The 19267-nt window shown below is 60.7% G+C and carries 17 protein-coding genes; 2 read left to right on the forward strand and 15 right to left on the reverse strand.

Going from position 1 to position 19267, the window contains the following annotated elements; genetic code table 11:
* Window positions 1-174 precede the first annotated feature (174 nt).
* The 9 genes from fbaA to ACMXX3_RS05035 all read right to left on the reverse strand — a co-directional run bounded on the left by fbaA (window position 175) and on the right by ACMXX3_RS05035 (window position 8901).
* Window positions 175-1200 (reverse strand): class II fructose-bisphosphate aldolase, encoded by a 1026-nt coding sequence (gene fbaA, locus ACMXX3_RS04995; RefSeq protein WP_421083655.1) that lies wholly within the window; start codon window positions 1198-1200, stop codon window positions 175-177.
* A 297-nt stretch (window positions 1201-1497) separates the two neighbouring features.
* Window positions 1498-2943 (reverse strand): MFS transporter, encoded by a 1446-nt coding sequence (locus ACMXX3_RS05000; protein WP_421083656.1) that lies wholly within the window; start codon window positions 2941-2943, stop codon window positions 1498-1500.
* 201 nt (window positions 2944-3144) lie between these two features.
* Window positions 3145-3843 carry a TrmH family RNA methyltransferase gene (locus tag ACMXX3_RS05005; protein ID WP_421083657.1) on the reverse strand — a complete coding sequence of 233 codons (699 nt, stop codon included), beginning with the start codon at window positions 3841-3843 and terminating at the stop codon, window positions 3145-3147.
* Between the two features lie 69 nt (window positions 3844-3912).
* Window positions 3913-4494: an orotate phosphoribosyltransferase gene (pyrE, locus tag ACMXX3_RS05010; protein WP_421083658.1), complete on the reverse strand. Its 582-nt coding sequence runs from the start codon at window positions 4492-4494 to the stop codon at window positions 3913-3915.
* Window positions 4495-4601: 107 nt separating this feature from the next.
* On the reverse strand, window positions 4602-5534 hold the full coding sequence (locus ACMXX3_RS05015; protein ID WP_421083659.1) for a hypothetical protein: 933 nt from the start codon (window positions 5532-5534) through the stop codon (window positions 4602-4604).
* Window positions 5527-6441 (reverse strand): ABC transporter ATP-binding protein, encoded by a 915-nt coding sequence (locus tag ACMXX3_RS05020; RefSeq protein WP_421083660.1) that lies wholly within the window; start codon window positions 6439-6441, stop codon window positions 5527-5529. Before ACMXX3_RS05020 ends, ACMXX3_RS05015 begins: the two co-directional genes overlap by 8 nt.
* Window positions 6438-6854 carry a GntR family transcriptional regulator gene (locus ACMXX3_RS05025; RefSeq protein WP_421083661.1) on the reverse strand — a complete coding sequence of 139 codons (417 nt, stop codon included), beginning with the start codon at window positions 6852-6854 and terminating at the stop codon, window positions 6438-6440. The genes ACMXX3_RS05020 and ACMXX3_RS05025 overlap by 4 nt, the downstream gene beginning before the upstream one ends.
* A gap of 184 nt (window positions 6855-7038) precedes the next feature.
* The gene (locus tag ACMXX3_RS05030) at window positions 7039-8463 is read right to left on the reverse strand and encodes an anthranilate synthase component I family protein (protein WP_421083662.1); all 1425 of its coding nucleotides are present in this window, start codon (window positions 8461-8463) and stop codon (window positions 7039-7041) included.
* Window positions 8464-8571: 108 nt separating this feature from the next.
* A complete protein-coding gene (locus tag ACMXX3_RS05035) occupies window positions 8572-8901 on the reverse strand; it encodes a rhodanese-like domain-containing protein (protein ID WP_237196268.1) in 330 nt (109 codons plus the stop codon).
* 208 nt (window positions 8902-9109) lie between these two features.
* Here ACMXX3_RS05035 and pgm point away from each other — a divergent pair, with 208 nt between their 5' ends.
* Both pgm and ACMXX3_RS05045 read left to right on the forward strand, forming a co-directional pair.
* Window positions 9110-10747 (forward strand): phosphoglucomutase (alpha-D-glucose-1,6-bisphosphate-dependent), encoded by a 1638-nt coding sequence (pgm, locus tag ACMXX3_RS05040; protein WP_421083663.1) that lies wholly within the window; start codon window positions 9110-9112, stop codon window positions 10745-10747.
* A 195-nt stretch (window positions 10748-10942) separates the two neighbouring features.
* Entirely contained in the window at window positions 10943-12424 is a 1482-nt protein-coding gene (locus ACMXX3_RS05045; protein WP_421083664.1) for a peptide MFS transporter, read from the forward strand.
* 136 nt (window positions 12425-12560) lie between these two features.
* Here the strand turns inward: ACMXX3_RS05045 and mnhG are convergent, their stop codons facing one another.
* From mnhG to ACMXX3_RS05075, 6 genes are read right to left on the reverse strand one after another with little or no spacing between them, the layout of a single operon-like run.
* A complete protein-coding gene (gene mnhG, locus ACMXX3_RS05050) occupies window positions 12561-12917 on the reverse strand; it encodes a monovalent cation/H(+) antiporter subunit G (RefSeq protein ID WP_421083665.1) in 357 nt (118 codons plus the stop codon).
* On the reverse strand, window positions 12918-13337 hold the full coding sequence (locus ACMXX3_RS05055; RefSeq protein ID WP_421083666.1) for a monovalent cation/H+ antiporter complex subunit F: 420 nt from the start codon (window positions 13335-13337) through the stop codon (window positions 12918-12920).
* Complete coding sequence (locus tag ACMXX3_RS05060) at window positions 13334-13936, reverse strand: Na+/H+ antiporter subunit E (RefSeq protein WP_237189527.1); 603 nt, start codon at window positions 13934-13936, stop codon at window positions 13334-13336. Before ACMXX3_RS05060 ends, ACMXX3_RS05055 begins: the two co-directional genes overlap by 4 nt.
* Complete coding sequence (locus tag ACMXX3_RS05065; RefSeq protein ID WP_421083667.1) at window positions 13936-15552, reverse strand: Na+/H+ antiporter subunit D; 1617 nt, start codon at window positions 15550-15552, stop codon at window positions 13936-13938. The genes ACMXX3_RS05060 and ACMXX3_RS05065 overlap by 1 nt, the downstream gene beginning before the upstream one ends.
* Before the next feature lie 3 nt (window positions 15553-15555).
* Window positions 15556-16068, reverse strand: coding sequence for a Na(+)/H(+) antiporter subunit C (locus ACMXX3_RS05070; protein WP_421083668.1), 513 nt, complete (start codon window positions 16066-16068; stop codon window positions 15556-15558).
* Window positions 16069-16070: 2 nt separating this feature from the next.
* A complete protein-coding gene (locus tag ACMXX3_RS05075; protein ID WP_421083669.1) occupies window positions 16071-19190 on the reverse strand; it encodes a Na+/H+ antiporter subunit A in 3120 nt (1039 codons plus the stop codon).
* Window positions 19191-19267: the final 77 nt, after the last annotated feature.

Below are 19267 nucleotides of genomic sequence, written 5' to 3' on the forward strand. Positions count from 1 at the left end.
ACCCCGCACCCACCCGCGAATGTGCCACTTATTCCCGAATGTGCCACTCTAACTCCCCCAATGCGGGAGTAAGTGGCACATTCGGTGGCACAGACCAAAGGCGCCGGACGCACCCCGCACAAGCGGGAGCGTCCGGCGCCTTTGGTCTAGGCGAACGAGCCTAGCTTACAGGGCTTACTTGCCGGAGGTACCAGCGGAGCCGAGCTGCTGGGCAGCTTCAACCACGCGAGCGGCCATGCCAGCTTCAGCAGCTGCACCCCATACGCGGGGGTCGTAGGTCTTCTTGTTGCCGACCTCGCCGTCAACCTTGAGCACACCGTCGTAGTTGCGGAACATGTGGTCCACAACGGGGCGGGTGTAGGCGTACTGGGTGTCGGTGTCGATGTTCATCTTGATAACACCGTAGGACACTGCATCTGCAATCTCCTGCTCGGTGGAGCCTGAACCGCCGTGGAAGACCAGGAAGAAGGGCTTTTCACCCTTGCCGTACTTGGCGCCGACCTCGGTCTGGATTTCCTTGAGCAGTTCGGGACGCAGGTGAACGTTACCGGGCTTGTAAACGCCGTGGACGTTGCCGAAGGTCAGGGCTGCCATGTAGGTGCCCTTTTCGCCCAGGCCGATAGCCTCAACGGTCTTGATGGCGTCTTCAACGGTGGTGTAGAGGGAGTCGTCGATAGCGCCTTCAACGCCGTCTTCTTCGCCACCAACGGCACCGATTTCAACTTCCAGAACCTGCTTAGCCTTGGAGGTGCGCTCGATCAGCTGCTGGGCGATTTCGAGGTTCTCTTCCAGGGAGATAGCGGAGCCGTCCCACATGTGGGAGTTGAAGATGGGGTCTTCACCGCGGGCTACAGCCTTCTCGGATTCTGCCAGCAGGGGCAGGACGAAGTCTTCGAGCTTGTCCTTGGGGCAGTGGTCGGTGTGCAGGGCGATGTTGACGTCGTACTGCTTGGCAACTTCGCGGGCGTAGGCGGCGAAGGCCAGGGAGCCAACAACCATGTTCTTCTTGTTGGGGCCTGACCAGTAGGCTGCACCACCGGTTGAAGCCTGGATGATGCCGTCTGAGCCTGCTTCTGCGAAGCCGCGGATAGCTGCGTTCAGGGTCTGGGATGAGGTGACGTTGACGGCGGGGTATGCGAAGCCCTTGGCGCGGGCGTTTTCGAGCATTTCTGCGTAGACTTCAGGGGTTGCGATAGGCATGCCTGACTCCTTGGTGGTCTGTGGGGCCGCCCGGTTGGCGGCCGCGGTGAGTTGGTGCCGCGCCGGGGCGTCGCTCTGGGGTGAGGACGCGGGGTGGGCGGGCTCCTGCCTGCTTTTCAGTTTACCAAGGGCAGGGCCTGAAAGGGTAGGTTTCCCACATTAATTTCGGGCATAAACCCACAGAAAACCATGCCTTTCTGGGGGTCTTAAGCACCCTAACACCGGCTTTTTGGGTTTGCCGGTGTTAGGGTGTTGGTTTTTTATGGGTTTCAGTGCCCCGTCTACCCCCTGATATTCCTAGGCGCTTTCCCGGAGTTCCCGGCGGCGGTCGGCGACAGTGAAGGTCAGGGCGGTTGAGAGGGTCAGGATGATGGCGCCGAAACTTGCGATAAGACCGATATTCCAGTGGTAGCCGGCTTCAACGAGGGCGTACAGCACCGAGGGGATAATGGCGGTGCCGATTGCGGTGCCCATGCGCTGGCCGAGGGACAGCACACCGCCGGCAACACCGCTGACGGCCGGGGGTACCGAGGCCAGGGTGAGGGTTTGGTTCGGTGAAATGACAAGGCCACCACCGGCCCCCAGCAGGATCAGCGGTACCGCCAGGAACCAGACCGGCAGATCCCCCTGCTCAATGGGGGTGATCGTGAGCATGGTGGCGATGACCGAGGTGAGCGACAGCAGGATTCCACCGATCACCATGCGCCGCCCCATACTCAGCACGCGCCGTCCTGCCCAGGGGGCGGCAAAGGCCGACAGGATCGAGGAGGGAATCGTCACGGCCGCCGCCATGAGGGCGCTTTGGCCCAGGTGGTTTTGCAGGTACACGGGGATAACCAGCCAAATGCTGGTGTTGCCGAGGAAGTAGAGGGTCACGATCATGATTCCGTTGCGGAAGGCGGGGGCGGTGACCAGGTCGATATCGAGCATGGGCGGGCGGCCAACCCTCTTGTAGCGGCGCTCCCACAGGATGAAGAAGAGGAGCAGACCTAGGCCAAGGGGCAGTAAAGCCCAAATCAGGGCGTCCTGGCTGCGTTGTACGAAGGGGAAGAGCACAGCCAAGATGGCAAGGGCCAGGCTTATCATGCCCACAGGGTCAAGGTCGAGGCGGCCGGTTCGGGAGCCAGCCGGGGCGTCCTGGGGAATCCAGCGCTGGGCCAGGAAAAGCCCGATCAGGCCAATCGGCACGTTGACGAGGAACATCATGCGCCAGCCGAGGGAGTCCCCAAAGATTTGCATGAGGAAGCCGCCGAGCACGGGGCCGACGATGACGGCGAGCGCCACGACGGTGCCGAACATGCCGTAGGCGCGGGCGCGGGCCTGGCCGGTGAAGTTGGCTTGGATGATGCCGGTGGTTTGGGGGTTGAAGAGGCCGGCCCCGAAACCTTGGAGGACGCGGGCGGCGATGAGGACACCGATGGTGGGCGCAATAGCGCTGAGCAGGGAGCCTAGGGTGAAGAGGGAAACGCCGATGGTGAACATGCGGCGGCGGCCGGTGGCGTCACCGATGCGGCCGGCGGCGACGAGGGGGATGCCGAAGGCGAGGGCGTAGCCTGAGACGACCCACTGGGTGGCGCTGGATCCGGCGTTGAGGGAGGTGCCGATGGGGCTGAGGGCGACGTTGACCACCGAGATGGCCATGAGGGCCATGAAGAGCGGGGTGAGCAGGGCTGTGAGGAGTTTGCGGGGGTTGGACGCGCTGGCCCCGGTTGCTTGGTGGGGTGTGGGTGGCGGGGTGGTCATGGCGCGTCCTTTCGTGTCTATTGTGGGCTGACAGTGCCATTGTAGACCTGGGGTGCCCCCAAGTTTAATACTTTATGAAGAAAATTTTGCAGAAATGCAAGTTCTTATGAAAATCGCGGAGTGCCCACGAACAATGTGGGCACTCCGCGACTCTCGTGGACACTCAGCAAATTGTTGGCCTACGGACGCCGGTGGGCAGGTCTAGCTCACCCGCTGGCCGAACTCATGGCGGCGGATCCAGGCGTGCATAGCTATACCGGCAGCGGTTGCAGCATTCATAGACCGGGTTGAACCGTACTGTTCAATAGACAGGGTTGCCTCAGCAGCCGCGTGAATCTCCTCTGACAGACCCGGCCCCTCCTGGCCAAAGACCAGCACGCAGTCCTTGGGCAGGTCGTAGGTTTCAAGCTGCTTGGAATCGGGGAAGATATCAATGCCGATAATGGCCAGCCCCTCACCCTTCGCCCAGGCCACGAAGTCCTCAACGGTGGGGTGGTGGCGCACGTGCTGGTAGCGGTCGGTGACCATAGCTCCGCGCCGGTTCCAGCGGCGCTTGCCAATAATATGCACTTCCTTAGCCAAAAAAGCGTTGGCAGTGCGCACCACGGTGCCGATATTTAGGTCGTGTTGCCAGTTCTCAATCGCCACATGGAAGGAGTGGCGGCGGGTATCCAGGTCGGCGATGATAGCGTCCATGCTCCAGTAGCGGTAGTGGTCCAGGACGTTGCGGCGGTCGCCCTCGCGCAGCAGCTCCGGATCCCAGTGGTCCCCCTCTGGCCACTCCCCTTCCCAGGGGCCAACCCCCACTTCGCGCTCTGCCTCAGCGGCGCTCTCAGCCCCGGCCTCAGCGGCTGTGCCCGCTAAAGCTGTGGCGGGCGCGTCCTTGTGTTCTTCACTCATCCCATACCCCTTATCAAGGCAAAGAAGCCCCACACGGGGGCTCCTTCGCTAACGTTTTCTTCTAGAAGTTTAGTCCAGGCCCAAATCGGTCTTGGAGTAGGCGTAGAGGCAGGGAACGCCCGCAACCTCTTCGATGTGCTCCTTGGCACCGGTGGCCCGGTCAACGATGACGGCAACAGCCACCACCTCGGCACCTGCCTTGCGCAGGGCCTCAACAGCGGTAAGAGCGGAACCACCGGTGGTGGAGGTGTCCTCAACGGCAACGACGCGGCGTCCTTCAACCGAGGGACCTTCAACCTGACGGCCCATGCCGTAGGACTTCTGGGCCTTACGCACCACAAAGGTGTCGATAGCGCGGCCCTGGTCGCCGGCGGTGCGCATGATGGCGTGGCCGACGGGGTCAGCGCCCATGGTCAGGCCGCCTGCGGCGTCAAACTCGATGCCGGCAGAATCCAGCAGGTCAAGCATGACCTGGCCGACCAGACGGGAGGCCTCATGGTGCAGGGTGATCCGGCGCAGATCAACGTAGTAGTCGGCTTCCTTACCGGAGGCCAGCACAACCTTGCCGCGCACGACGGCCAGTTCGCTAATGAGCTCGCGCAGGCGTTCGCGCGCTTCTTCGATAGGGAGGGGGGTGGAGAGGTTAGTCATGCTTTTTAGTCTAGTAGACCGGCAGATATTTACCCCGCGAAAAGTGCAAGTGCCTGTCATTTTTCACGGGGCACTTGCACTTTTTAGGGGGTAGCAGGCAGGGCAGGTTAGCGTAAGGACGCTCGGGCCCAGCTGAGCGCGGAGAGCAGGTAGGCGGCGCAGAGAGAGAATACCAGCAAGCCGTACTTCCACACGATCAGGTTAAGGGGTGGATGATCAGATATAGAGATATCCTGGTCAGCAACTCCCCCCTGAGCCGCAGCTAGCTCCCAGATGTTGTAGGTACCGTAATGGGAATGGAACTGACCCCAGAGGGTGCCAATACCCATATCCCAGGCAGTGGAACCGAAGAGCTGGCGGGAAATATTGAAGATGAGCAGGACCACTACACACAACGCCAGGCTCATCGCCAGCGACCCCCAGCGTAGGGAGACTATGGCGATAAAGAGGGCCGCTACCTGCACAGCCAGCAGGACGATAAACCAGGTAGCCAGGTAATCTGTTACCGTATATGCCCGCCCCAGGGTGCTGTAGGTCTTATCAAAGGCAAAGGGCCAGATACCGAAGTCCTGGTTGAATACCTGCCACCCGCGTCCATAGCCCTTGTTCAGCAATTCGAGGGCAAGGGTTACAGCGTAGACCAGTGTGGCAAGGGCCGCCCGGTAGAGGGCTAAGGAGAGGTAGCCACGGAAGTAGTCCCAGCGCCCTAGCCCCATCCCCAGTATGAGCCGGGCATGTGACCGGTAGCTGAGGAGCATAGTCACACCCAGAACCAGGGGCAGGATAATGACCTGCATAGAGTTGTGGTTAATGAAGCCGCTGTAGTCCGCCAGCGAGTGGCCGGTCAGAACCGCGTGAACCCAAGCGAGTCCCAGCATAAGTACTGCAACGCCGAGCGGCAGGAACAGGGGAAGCACAGTGCTGGTAGCGCGTTCGGTCAGGAGCATCCGGAATACGGTACGAGCACCTCCCCCGGTACGGGCGAGCCGTGCTTCCGGTAAAGCCGGGTAGAGGGGCTCAGCGTGAAGTGTGCTAGTCATGGCGACCTCCTTGAGGCTCAAGTAGGGGTGAGTAGGTGGCGTCGCTGTGTACAGCTAGGGAGTCTTGCAGGCTGACGGGCTGAATATGAACCCCGAGCGAGGCCGCACGCTGTTCGTTCGTTTCAGTGAGCGGAGCGGCGAGCAGGGCTGTGACCAGCGAGCCGATTGAGCGCTGCCGGGCGACGGCGTCCGCTAGTCCGGTACGGGCTAGGTAGACGTTGATAGCGTCCTGGCTACCGGCAATTTCGTGGGCACTGGTGGCAGCCTCATCGTGGGACCCGTCGAGCACGAGGGTGCCGTCACGGAGTATCAGCACTCGGTCTAGCAGGGGCGCAATTTCGTTGAGCAGGTGGGTGGAGAGGACGATAGTGCGTGGATTGAGGGCAAAGTCAGCTAGGAGCCGGTCATAGAAAATGGTGCGGGCGACAGGGTCGAGGCCGGAGTAGGGCTCATCCATGAGGGTGAGGGGCGCCCGGCTGGCGAGGGCAACGGTGATTCCCAGGGCGGACGCCTGCCCGTCGGATAGCTTGCGAGCCTTGGCCGCAGGGTTGAGGGCGAAGTCCTTGATGAGGGTATCAGCCAGGGTTTCATCCCAGGCCGGGTACGCCAGGCTTGCCAGTCTCAGGACGTCCCGCACTTTCAGCCCGTCGGGGTAGGCCAGGTGGGTGCGCTGCAGGTGGGTGCGGGCAAGGACGCGCCCGCCCGGCTTTGTGCCGAAAAGTTCGATTGAGCCGCTGGTGGGGGTGACCTGCCCGACGAGGGCGGCAAGTAGGGTGGTCTTACCGGAGCCATTTCGCCCGGCGAGGCCGTAGATGAGCCCCTCCTCCAGGGTGAGGTTAACGTCTGAGAGAGCGGCGGTGGAGCCGTAGGTTTTAGTGAGGTCCTGGGTGCGTACTACTGCGGTCATGCCTGCTCCCCGCTTTCGCCGAGGACCTGCAGGGAGCTTACGCCCCCGCCGTCCTCAGCACTGAAACCGGCGCGGAGGGCCGAGAGCACCTCGTCCTGGCTCAGGCCCAGGGTACGGGCCTCATCAATGAGGGGGGTGATATAGCCGGCGATGAAGTCGCGCCGCCGGTTAGTGCGCAGAATGTCTTGTGCCCCCGTTGCCACAAACATGCCTATACCTCGTTTCTTGTAGAGAACCCCCTGGTCGACCAGGAGATTGACGCCTTTACCGGCGGTGGCCGGGTTAATGCGGTAGAAGAGGGCGAACTCGTTGGTTGAGGGTACCTGGCTTTCTTCTGCATAGGTACCAGCTAAAATTTCGCCGCTGATATGGTCTGCGATTTGTTGGAAGATCGGTTTGTCACCGGTCAGCATGAGCACCTCCTTCTCTGTGGTTACCTGGCCCACCCAGCGGGCAGGTTAGTTGGTTAGTTACTCATGTAATTAACCTAAGTTACAGGGCGGGAGAGCGCAAGAGTTTTTTAAAAAAAAGTGGGGCAGACTTCCGTCTACCCCACAGCCAACAGGACTACTTACTTATCCCAGCTCCTACCAGGCGCTATCTGGGCACAGCCGCCCGGAGCTTGGTCACCATCTCGTCATATTCGGCAACCGGGTCGGAGTCGGCAACGATCGCCCCACCGGCTGCCAGGGTGATGAGGCCGTCGGCGTGGGCTACCAGCGTCCTAATGACGATGGACAGGGCGGCAGAGCCGTCAGCGCCCAGGTAGCCCAGGGCACCGGAGTAGACCCCGCGGGCCCGGTTCTCAAGCCGGTCAATAATGGCCATGGTGGCTGCCTTGGGGGCACCTGTCATGGAGCCACCGGGGAAGGCGGCGGCGACCGCGTCCAGGGCGGTGACGCCGGGGCGTAGCTGGGAGACGATAGTGGATACCAGCTGGTGAACGGTTGAGTAGGACTCCACCCCCATCAGCACCGGCACCCGCACGCTCTCGGGGTGGGACACCATTGACAGGTCGTTGCGGAGGAGGTCAACGATCATGAGGTTTTCGGCGCGGGTTTTGGGGTCGCTGGCTAGCCAGCTGGCTGCCTGCTGGTCTTCGGCGGCGGACGCACCCCGCGGCACAGTGCCCTTAATGGGCTTGGCCTCAGCCCGGCCGTCGGAGGTGACGGTCAAGAACTTCTCCGGCGAGGAGGAGAGCACCGTAAAGTCATCACACTGTAAAAAGGCGGCGTAGGGGGCGGCGTTGGCCTGTCGCTGGGCCAGATAAAGGTTCAAAAGTTCACCAGGGCCCAAGGGGGCAGGCAGCTGCACAGAGGTTTCAGCCGTCAGACAGACCTCGTAACTGTTGCCCTCAGCAATTTCAGCCTGGGCAGTGGCGATAGCGGCTAGATAAGCCTGCCGGTCAGGCAGGGGGAAGTCGGGTAAATCTACCCGTGAAGCATATTCTTTATCAGCTATAGACGCAGGTGAAGAACAGATTCCCTGCAGTTCCTGCACCATAGTTTCAACCCAGTCGGCAGGCCCCACCAGCCAGGCCTTCCGACTCTCATGCTCGTACATCAGGTAGTGGGTCGCGGGCATCCACAGGGCATCGGGGGTGCGGGCGACCCGCTGGGGGTGTTCACTATGGAAGGCAGTGACCTCTAGGTCAGCATGGGCCTCATAGCCCATAAACCCCACATAGCCGCCCAGCAGGACGTCGGCGGGCGGAGCGTCCTGCCCCTCCCCTACCGTAGGGCGCGGCGCGGATTCCAGAAAGCCGGGGAGCACCTGCCAGATACTGTCGCCCAAAACCTCACGCGGGTATCCGTCCTGGCCCAGCACATCAACCCGCCCCGGCTGCGCGTAGCGCACCACTCCCCCGCCCAGGGGCGCCCCCAGGTAGGAGTAGCGGGACATAGGCGACTCGTCGCGGGCCGAATCCAGCCAGAAAGCATAGGAAGACCCGCCAGCCAGCACAGGAAAGGCGGCGGCGGGTTCTACCGGAAAGTTCAGGGCACGACAGGTTAGAGAAGTCACCGACTCATTGTAACGGGGTAGGCGGAGGTTTTACCTGCGCAAGCCTGGCTCGGGGCTGACGCTCAAGGGTGGCTTGTGCAGGTCAAACCAGAGCTACCCTTGTCAGAACTAGCGAACCTGCGGGGTCTCGCCGTTTTCTGAGACCATGGGCTTCTCGGCGTCCTGCCAGGCCCCCATACCGCCAATGACGTTGATAGCATCAAAGCCGTACTGGGTCAGGTAGGCGGCAGCCCGCAGGGAGCGGCCACCAGCGCGGCAGATGACGTAGACGTCCTCATCGAGGGGAACTTCGCCGTAGCGTTCGGGAACCTCACCCAGGGGAATGTGCTGGGCACCTTCGATATGGCCCTCTACCCACTCGTAGTCTTCGCGTACATCCAGAATTTTGGCGTCTGCGGGGATTTCATCGACAGTGACCTGGCGGATATCTTCGTTCATCACTGAACCTCTCTTTCGTAGTAACACCTTCAGCCTATGCGTGGCCTTCTCAGGCTTCAAGGCTAAGCCCCTGGTTTAGCCCTTAGCGTTCCCCTGCCCGCAGGGCGTAGGCAGGGCGCCCTGTCATAAAAGGTCCTCGCGTCCCCTATTTTCCGTCAGGACGGCGAGGTGCGGCGTCCAACTGGTTCTTCAGTGTTTAATTAGGGCTATGTCAAACCGTGCAGGCACCCTTGCCACCCCAGAAGACCTTGTCAACATTGATGAGCTGCTCGCCGCCTACCGCGAGCGCACCCCTGACCTGGCTGACCCTGCCCAGCGGGTAGCTTTTGGCACCTCGGGGCACCGGGGTAGTTCACTGAAGAGCTCTTTTAATGATGCACATATCGCCGCGATTTCGCAGGCGATTGCTGAGTACCGGGCAGCACAGGGTATTACCGGGCCGCTGTTTATGGGTAAGGACACCCACGCCCTTTCTGGTCCCGCGCAGGATACCGCCCTGGAAGTTCTTGCGGCTAACGGTGTCACTGTGCTCTTGGATGAGGCGGACGGTTTTGTGCCCACCCCGGCTCTCTCGCGCGCGATTATTGTGCATAACGCCAACCCTGACGCTACAGGGCAGGCTGACGGTATTGTTATTACCCCCAGCCACAATCCACCGGCAGATGGTGGTTTCAAGTACAACCCCCCTCACGGCGGCCCAGCCGATTCTGACGCTACCGGCTGGATTGCCCGACGTGCCAATGAGCTGCTGGAAGGCAAGAACGCTGACGTTTTGCGTCTGCCCCTGGAAGAGGCGAAAGCCGCTGCCACCACCGGCACCTATGATTACCTGGGTGCCTACGTTGCTGAGCTGGGCGAGGTCATCGATATGGATGCTATTCGCTCTGCCGGCGTCCGTATCGGCGCAGACCCGATGGGTTCCGCGTCCGTTGAGTACTGGAAGCGCATCGCCGTCGACTACAACCTGAACCTGACTGTCGTGAACCCCGATGTGGACCCCCAGTGGGCCTTTATGACCCTGGACTGGGACGAGAAGATTCGTATGGACTGCTCTTCGCCCAATGCTATGGCTTCTCTCATTGCTAACCGCGATAAGTACGATATCGCTACCGGCAACGATGCAGATTCCGACCGCCACGGCATAGTGACGCCCGATGCTGGTCTCATGAACCCCAACCATTACCTCGCGGTAGCCATCGACTATCTCTACACCCACCGTGACGGCTGGGCCGCGGATGCAGGTGTTGGTAAAACCCTGGTTTCTTCGTCCATGATTGACCGTGTGGCAGCTGCACTGGGGCGCACGCTGGTTGAGGTTCCCGTTGGCTTCAAGTACTTCGTGGACGGCCTCAGCACCGGCACCATCGGTTTCGGTGGCGAAGAGTCCGCAGGTGCCTCCTTCCTGATGCGGGACGGCAGCGTCTGGACGACTGACAAGGACGGTATCATCCTGGCTCTCCTTGCCGCCGAAATTATTGCCGTCACCGGCAAGACCCCCTCCCAACGCTACGCCGAACTCGCCGCAGAACACGGCGCACCGGCCTACGCCCGCGTGGACGCCGCCGCAAGCCGCGAGCAGAAGGCTAAGCTTGCCAAGCTCTCCCCAGCGGACGTCACTGCCTCCGAGCTAGCGGGTGAAACTATCACCGCTAAACTCACCGAGGCACCCGGTAACGGCGCAGCTATTGGCGGTCTTAAGGTCACCACCGAAAATGCCTGGTTTGCCGCCCGCCCCTCCGGTACCGAGGACGTCTACAAGATTTACGTGGAGTCCTTCCTGGGTGCCGACCACCTGGCACAGGTACAGGCCGAGGCGAAGAAGCTGGTAGATAGCGTCATCGCCTAACACCCCCCACTTCTGATGGCCCTACCCGTGCTGGTGAGCGCACGGGTGGGGCCTTTTGTGTAGGTAAGTAGGTTAGGGCCTGCGCCTTAAGAAAATTGACTACCGAGTTTAACTAAGCTGGCTGAGAAGAGTATCGTTACCTAGCGAACAGATACCGTGAACCCACGGTTTTCCTATCTATATAAGCGAGTCGATATGTCTACTCTGCCTACGACCACCCCGCCGAATCCAGCAGACACCTCAACAAACGACCGGGGCTTCTTCGGCCACCCCCGCATGCTAGCTAACCTTTTCTCCGTAGAACTGTGGGAACGTTTCTCTTTCTACGGCATGCAGGTCATCATGCTCTACTACCTCTACTGGGAGGCTGACCGTGGCGGTCTAGGCCTGCTCAGTGAAGCATCAGCAGCAGGTGTGATGGGTGCCTACGGTGGCATGGTCTACCTTATGGCTGTGGTCGGTGGCTTCCTCGGTGACCGTGTACTTGGCCCCGAACGCACCCTCTACTACTCAGCCTGGGCCATCATGGCAGGCCACATCGCCCTGGCGATTCTGCCCGGTGCTGCCGGTGTAATCGCGGGCCTGGTGCTGGTTGCCATTGGTTCTGGCGGCCTTAAGACCAATGCCTCGGTACTGGTTGGTTCGCTCTACAGCAAGACCGACCCCCGCCGCGATGGTGGTTTCACCATCTTCTATATCGGCGTGAACATTGGCGCCCTACTCGGCCCCATGCTCACCGGTATTCTGCGTGAAAACTACGGCTTCCACATTGGCTTCGGCTTGGCTGCCCTGGGCATGGCTGCTGGTCTCATCCAGTACTCACTGACGCGCAAGAACCTGCCTGCGTCCGTCCACCAGCTCTCTCAGCCCCTGACTGGTAACGAAAAGCGAAACTTCTCTCTCGCGGCTGTAGCTATCGTTGCGGTCATCCTCATTCTGGTCTTCACCGGTCTCATCAACCCCGCTAACCTAGCTACCTGGGTTATGTGTACCGTAGCTGTCTGCGCAGCCCTGCTGTTCTACACTCTGCTGACCTCTAAGCTCACCACCGCTGAAGAACACTCCCGTGTAGTCTCCTTTATCCCCATGTTCATCGGTAATGTGGCCTTCTGGGCTCTCTTCCAGCAGCAGTTCACCGTATTGGCTGTCTACTCAGAGTCACGGATCAACTGGAATATCTTGGGTCTACAGCTTACTCCCGAGTTCATGAACTCCATCAACCCGGTCTTCATCATCATCTTTGGTGCTATTTTCACTGCCATGTGGACTAAGCTCGGCGATCGTCAGCCCACCACCCCGGTCAAGTTTGCTATCGCGCTTATCCTCATTGGCATCGCCTTCCTTATCTTCCTTACCCAGGCAGGCAACACCAACGTAAACTTCATGTGGATTGTGCTGATTCTCTTTATCTGCACTATGGGTGAGCTATCTATCTCACCGGTCGGCTCATCCCTGGCTACCAAGTTGGCTCCCGAGAAGCACCGTGTAGCGATGGTTGCTCTCTACTTCACCTCCATTTCTCTGGGTACCGTGCTGGCGGGCTGGCTGGGTCGGTTCTACTCGCTAGAAACCGAGGTTGCCTACTTCACCACGCTGGGTATTGTGACCATCGGTATCGGTGTAGCCCTGTGGGCACTCAACGGCTGGATTGTGAAGAAGATGGCGGGTATCCGCTAACAGTCTCTTTTCCCCCCTTGCCTCCCCATAATGGGGACCGCAGAACCAGAAAAGGACCGCATATTTCGCGGTCCTTTTTGGTTTTCTGGTCCCCTTGCGGGAATGGGGGGCAGGCGGACGCCCGTGGGCTAGTCCCCTAGTTCCCCTCAACCTCGTCCACCAGGGCCCGCAGATCGTCGTGGCGCAGGTCGTCCTTACGGAAGTGCTTGTTACGGTAGCCTGAGCGGCCCATCATGTGACCCGAAATGGGAATGGTGAGCATCTGCAGGAGCAGAATCACCAGCAGCAAGGGAACCAGGGCCCAGGAACGGAAGTGGAAGCCCACCGCAGCCAGCATCAGCATCAGGCCGAAGACCTGGGGCTTGGTGCCCGAATGGAGGCGGGTCAGTAGGTCGGGAAAGCGCACCAGGCCAATAGCAGCCCCGAGGGACATGAGGGCCCCCAGAATCATACAGATGATAGTGAGGGTATCAAGGACGGTATCAAGGTTCATCTATTCCCCCTGGTCATGGCTAGCGCGGACGGGGTGGGCCTGGGTCGCTCCCTGCTTATCGGCGTCCTCGGCCAGGACGCCCGGGGTAAACTTGCCGCCCCGGATCCGGCGGCGGCTCCGGCTTCTGAGCTCTGCTATGCGGGAGACGGGGGTTGATTCATCGGCTTTGGAATTATCGGCAAAGCGGGCCACGGTCACGGACCCTACGAAGCCAATCATGGCCAGGGCTACCATTAGGATCATGAAGAACTGGCTGTCGGTCACGATCATCAGGACGCAGAGGGCAGCAGTCAGAATCGACAGTAAAACGTCAGAGGCGAGCACCCGGTCAAGTAGGGCCGGGCCCTTCCAGATCCGGTAGACGGTACCCCAGGTGGCCAGGGTGAGAATGAGGCCGGTGGCCCATATAGCCCAGGTCATGCCTTCTCCTTTCGGGTTGCCGGTGAGTTCTGAGCCAAATCAGCTTCAATAGCCTCGTCGAATCTGAGGGCTTCGTATTCTTCACGGCTTCCGGCAGCTTTGATGATGAGCGCCTCGAAATAGTCGACCTGGCGGGCGAACTTTTTGATCTCTTCATCGGTTGAGGTGTTCAGGACGTGGAAGTAGAGCACCGAGTGGGGGCGGTCTACCTCAACGACCACCGACCCGGGAATCAGGGACATAGTGTGGGACACTGCGGTGAGCAGCAGGTCTGAGCGGGTACGCAGGGGCACAGCCACGATGGAGTTCCGCAGGGGCGGACGGAAGGTAGCAGCCAGCCACATAACCTCAAAGGACGCCTTGGCAATGTTCCAGACCAGCTCGATGACGAACCTGGCGGCGTAGAGCAGGTTGAAGCGGTTGGACAGATAGAGGGTGGGCAGTTTGAAGACGGCCATGGTGAGGATAGCCAGCACCGCGCCGAAGGCGATAAAGCGCAGGGAGAAGTCCTGCCAGAGGGCGCACCAGACGAAGACCAGCCAGAGGAAAGGCGGCAGCGAATGCAGGAACTTCTCGGTGGTGAGGGGGGTTTTCTTCATTACTGGTTCACCTCCTGGGATTGGTTGCCAACGATCTGTTGTTCAAGGTAGTCGGCCCGGCTGGGGGCGTCGGGGCCGAAGACCGAGCTGATGTAGGTGTCAGGGTTGAAGAGGTTATCTGAGGCGTTATCTGCCAGCTGGAAGAGGGGGCCGGAGAAGACGGTGATAGCGACACCCACAAGAACCAGAGCCACGGTTGAGGCCATCATGGACGCCGGAATCGGCTTGGTCTCGTAGTGGGCCGGGTCGTCGGAGTGCTCTGCCATGACCAGCTCAGGGGTGGGCTCTTCAGCTTCCTTGGCGGGGCGCCAGAAGGCCTTGTTCCAGACACGGGCCAGGGCCAGCAGGGTCAGCAGGGAGACCAGGACGCCGATCCCTGCGTTGATGTAGGCGAGCGCCCCGCCGTTTTCAACGGAGGCTTCGATGAAGCCAACCTTGCCGATAAATCCTGAGAAGGGTGGGATACCGCCCAGGTTGATGGCGGGAATGAAGTAGAGCAGGGCCAGGACGGGGGCACTCTTGATAAGGCCGCCGAGACGGCGGATATTGGTGGAGCCGCCCCGTCGTTCAACGAGGCCAACGACCATGAAGAGGCCGGTCTGGATCACGATGTGGTGGGCAATGTAGAAGACCACGGTGGTCAGGCCCAGCTCGTTGCCCAGCGAGATACCCCAAATCATGTAGCCGATATGGCTAATGAGAATAAAGGAGAGCAGACGCTTAATATCGCCCTGGGCCAGGGCACCTAAGATACCCACCAGCAGGGTTAAACCTGCCACGACCCCCAGGAGGGTGTCGAGACGTCCTTCGGGGAAAAGCAGGGTTTCCGTGCGGATAATGGCGTAGACACCCACCTTGGTCAGCAGGCCCGCGAAGACGGCGGTAACGGGGGCCGGGGCTGTCGGGTAGGAGTCAGGTAGCCAGAGGGAGAGGGGGAAGACCGCGGCCTTGATACCGAAGGCAATCAGCAGCATAAGATGCAGCTGCATCTGGGTGCCTTCAGGTAGGGTGCCCAGCTTCAACGACAGGTCAGCCATATTGATAGTGCCCACCGAGGCATAGACGAAGCCGATAGCGGTCAAGAAGAGCATGGAGGACACAACCGATACCACCACATAGGTCACGCCCGCCCGGATGCGCGGGGTGTTGGCGTTCATGGTGATGAGCACATAGGAGGCCATGAGCAGGATTTCAAAGCCCACATAGAGGTTGAAGAGATCCCCCGCCAGGAAGGCGTTGGAGACGCCGGCCAGCAGTAGCAGGTAGGTGGGGTAGAAGACCGAGATGGGCACCTCATCGTCCTCGTCCTGCAGGTTCTGGCCGGTAGCAAAAACCAGCACCGCCAGCGAGATGGTGGAGGAAACGACCAGCATGAGGGCTGAGAGCTGGTCAACGACCATGGTGATGCCGAAAGGAGCCTCCCAGCCTGCCAGGTGGACGGTCTGGGGCTCTGAGTTCCAGACGGACGCTAACAGCAGGGCCTCAAAGATGAGGGTGATAGTCACAGCCGCGAAGGCAATGACGCGCTGCACGCTGTCCTTCTTTGAGATGAAGGTAATAGCAGCGGCGAGGAAGAGAATGATGATGCATAAGGGGGCGAGCTGGGCAAGGAGCATCGTCTAGTCCCCCTTTCGGGCCACGAGGGGCTGGGCTTGTGTTTGACTGATTTTCTTTTTCTCTTCGGCTTGGGCGAACTCTTTTTCGCGGGTTGCTTCATCAGCGTCGAATTCTGAGGAATCGAATTCAGCAGCGGCGTCTTCTTCCTTATCGAAGGCGTCCTGCTCGGCAACGCGGATATCTTCGGCGTCGTCGGTGATTTCGTCGGCCTTAGAGAGCAACCAGGAGCGGTAGATAATACCCAGAATCAGGGCCGTTACCGCGCAGGAAATCACGATTGCGGTCAAGATCAGGGCCTGCGGAAGGGGATCGGAGTAGTCTTCTGCTGCCACGGTTTTGTCGTAGAAGGGGGCAAGGCCAGCAGGGCCGCCCGCGTGCAGGATCAAAATATTGGTCGCGTTGGTCATGAGCATGAGGCCCAGAAGGACGCGGGTCATAGAGCGGTCGAGGATCAGGTAGACCCCGACGGCGTAGAGCACGCCCATGACGAGAATCAGGCTGAGGTCAATAATCATGGTTAGGCCTTTCCTGCTTTCTGACGGGCTTGCTTTTCTTTTCTGCGGCGTTCGTCCAGGAGCTTCTGGTCGATCCGTTCGCCCAGGCTTCTGAGAATGTCAAGGACGAGGCCGATCACCAGCAGGTAGACCCCGATGTCGAAGATGGTGGCGGTGACGAAGTGGACGTCGCCGAAGACCGGAAGCCAAAAATCGAGGACGTAGCTGGAGAAGATAGGATCCCCCCAGAGGGCCGGGGCCAGGGCGTAGAGGGAGGCAATACCTAGGCCTGCGCCCAGGAAGGTACCTGCTGACACCGGGGAGGCGGCCCGCAGTTCAGCGCCGCCGCCTGCCAGGTAGCGGACGGCGAAGGCCAGACCTACCATGAGGCCACCGGCAAAGCCACCGCCGGGCAGGTTATGGCCGGCAATCAGCATGTAGAAGCTGACCATAATCAAGGTGTGGAAGAGCAGACGGGTCATCACTTCCAGCAGAATTGAGCGGGATTCCGGCGGCAGGGTTCGGCCAGCCACGATGAAAGGGTCCCGTTCAACAGAAGAGAAGCGGCCTGCAACCTTCTGGGCCACAGTAATCTGGGTGCGCTTGGCAAAAGACTTCTCGATCTTCTTCATGGCCTGGGTATCAAGCCTGCGGGCGGAACCTGAGTCAGCCCGGCCGCCGATGAAGAGCAGGGAGGCCACACCGGTTGCGGCTAGAGCCAGCACCGAGATTTCGCCGAAGGTGTCCCAGCCTCGCATATCTACCAGGGTTACGTTGACGACGTTGTAGCCGTGGCCGATTTCGTAGGCCAGCTTGGGCATTTCCAGGGAGATGGGGGCCAGGGAGCGGGAGGAGAAGGTAAACATGGCCAGGGCCATCATGAGGGCGGCAAACCCCAGGGCGATGATAATGCGGAGGGTCTTGTTGGCCCCGTCCTTGCCGTCCTTAGAACGGATCCGGGGGATCTGCCGGGGCAGAACGCGCATGGCCAGGACGAAGGCTACCAGCACGATAGTTTCGACCAGCAGCTGGGTGGTGGCCAGGTCGGGGGCGCTACGCAGAGCAAAGAGGATGGCCATGCCGTAGCCGGTCACGGAGACCATCATGATCGCCAAGAAGCGTTTACGCACGAAGACGACGACCAGGGCGGCCACGATCATGACCACAGCGATTGACCACTGGGCTGGGGATTCTGAGACGCGCACATTGGCCAGCGGCGGGGTTTCGTTGATGAAGAGGGCAGCGAAGGGAACCACCACAGCGGTAATCAGGATAACGCCCAGGTAGAAGCCCAGGGAGCCTCGCTGGGTCATACCGGTGACCCACACGGCCAGGCGGTCTAGGGCGTCGATAGTATCGCGGTAGACCACAGAGGCCGAGCGGAAGCTAGGCAGGGCCAGCTGCAATTCTTCGATGTGCTTGCGGAAGATAAAGAGCAGAAGGCCAACGGCCATCACTGCCAGGGAGGTCAGCAGGGCCGGAGTAATACCGTGCCACAGGGCCAGGTGCAGGTGCGTTTCAGGGGCGGTGGCGGGGAATACCGCCAGGGCAGGTTTGATGAAGAGATGGACGGGTTCGGGGTAAAGGCCGTAGACCACGGTGAGCAGGGTGAGCAGGGCCGGGGCGAAGAGGAAGTTCCAGGAGACCGGGTGGAAGGCTGTGTCGGGGCTCAGCTTCACTCCCCTTGCGCTGCGGGGCAGGGCGCGGGTGCTGAAGTCAGCATCACCGTTATCGACTTCTTCAAAGTCAGCGCTTCCAGTTTCAGTCTTGCAGTATTTGACGCCTTCCGTGTGCATGTAGGCGTAGGGCTTGACGGCAAAAGCCCCCCAGACGAAGCGGGCGGAGTAGGCGAAGGTCAGCACCGAGCCGAGGACGATAGCGGCTAGGGCGATACCGCCCTGCCAGCCGCCGTTGGGGGTGAGGTAGGTTTCGAGGACGGCTTCTTTAGCTACGAAGCCAGCCAGGGGTGGGATACCGGCCATGGAGGCAGCTGATATGGTTGCGACCGTAGCCAGCTTGGGGGCCCGGCGGTAGATGCCTGAGAGTTTGTGGATGTCACGGGTGCCAGACTGGTGGTCGATGATACCGACCGAGAGGAAGAGGGTTGCCTTGAAGAGGGAGTGGGCTACCATGAGGGCCATAGCCGCGTAGAGGGCGTCCGGGGTTCCGCCGGAGATGACCAGGGTCAGGAAGCCGAGCTGGGAGACGGTGCCGTAGGCCAGAATCAGTTTGAGGTCGGTTTGTTTGAGGGCGCTCCATCCACCGAAAACCATGGTGAAGGCACCGAAAATCACCAGGACGTTCTGCCAGATAGCAACGTCGCCAAAGCCCGGAGCCAGGCGCAGCAGAATGTAGATACCGGCCTTGACCATGGCTGCTGCGTGGAGGTAGGCGGAGACAGGGGTGGGCGCGGCCATGGCGCCGGGGAGCCAGAAGTGCAGGGGGAAGATCGCTGATTTAGAGAGGGCCCCGCAGAGGATAAGGACGAGCGCAACCGACAGCAAGCCGTAGCTGAGGGGGCCGGTGCCGTCCTGGGAACCGGCGAGGACGGCCGGGCCCTGGGCGACGAGTTCGGCCAAGGAGTAGGTGCCCACCGAGTAACCGAGCATGATGATACCGACCAGCATAGCCAGGCCGCCGGCGGTGGTGAGGGTCAGGGCTTGGAGGGCTGAGCGGCGGGCTGTGAGGCGGTGGCGGGAGTAGCCGATCAGTAGGTAGGAGAGAATGGTGGTGATTTCCCAGAAGATGAACATGAGGATGAAGTCATCTGCTGTAATCAGGCCGAACATGGTCCCGGCAAAGCCGAAGAGGTAGGCGGCGAATTGGCCGTTATCGCCGGTGGAGTGTTTGAAGTAGCTAGCGCAGTAGAAGAGCACCAGGGAGCCTACGCCGAGTACCAGGAGGCTCATAATCCAGGCTAGGGTGTCCATGCGGAAGGTGAGCGCCATGTCCAGTTCGGGAATCCACTGGTAGCTCTCGCTCCAGGGGGTGCCCCCAAGAATCTGCCCGGTTTTGGTCAGCACCAGGGCCAGGACGGCGGCCGGAACCGCTGCCAGCAGGTAGAAGGTGGAGGTGCCCAGGCGGCGGTAGAGCCAGGGGGTTGCTATGGACAGCAGGGTAAAAAGCGCTAGAACTATGGTCACGTATCGGCCCTTAGGGTCGGTGGCGGTGGGATCCGTCGCGCACTGGGCGAGGACGGCCGGGGAAACACTCCTCTTAA

It is taken from the genome of Rothia nasimurium (assembly GCF_049068285.1).
Lineage (GTDB): Bacteria > Actinomycetota > Actinomycetes > Actinomycetales > Micrococcaceae > Rothia > Rothia nasimurium_I.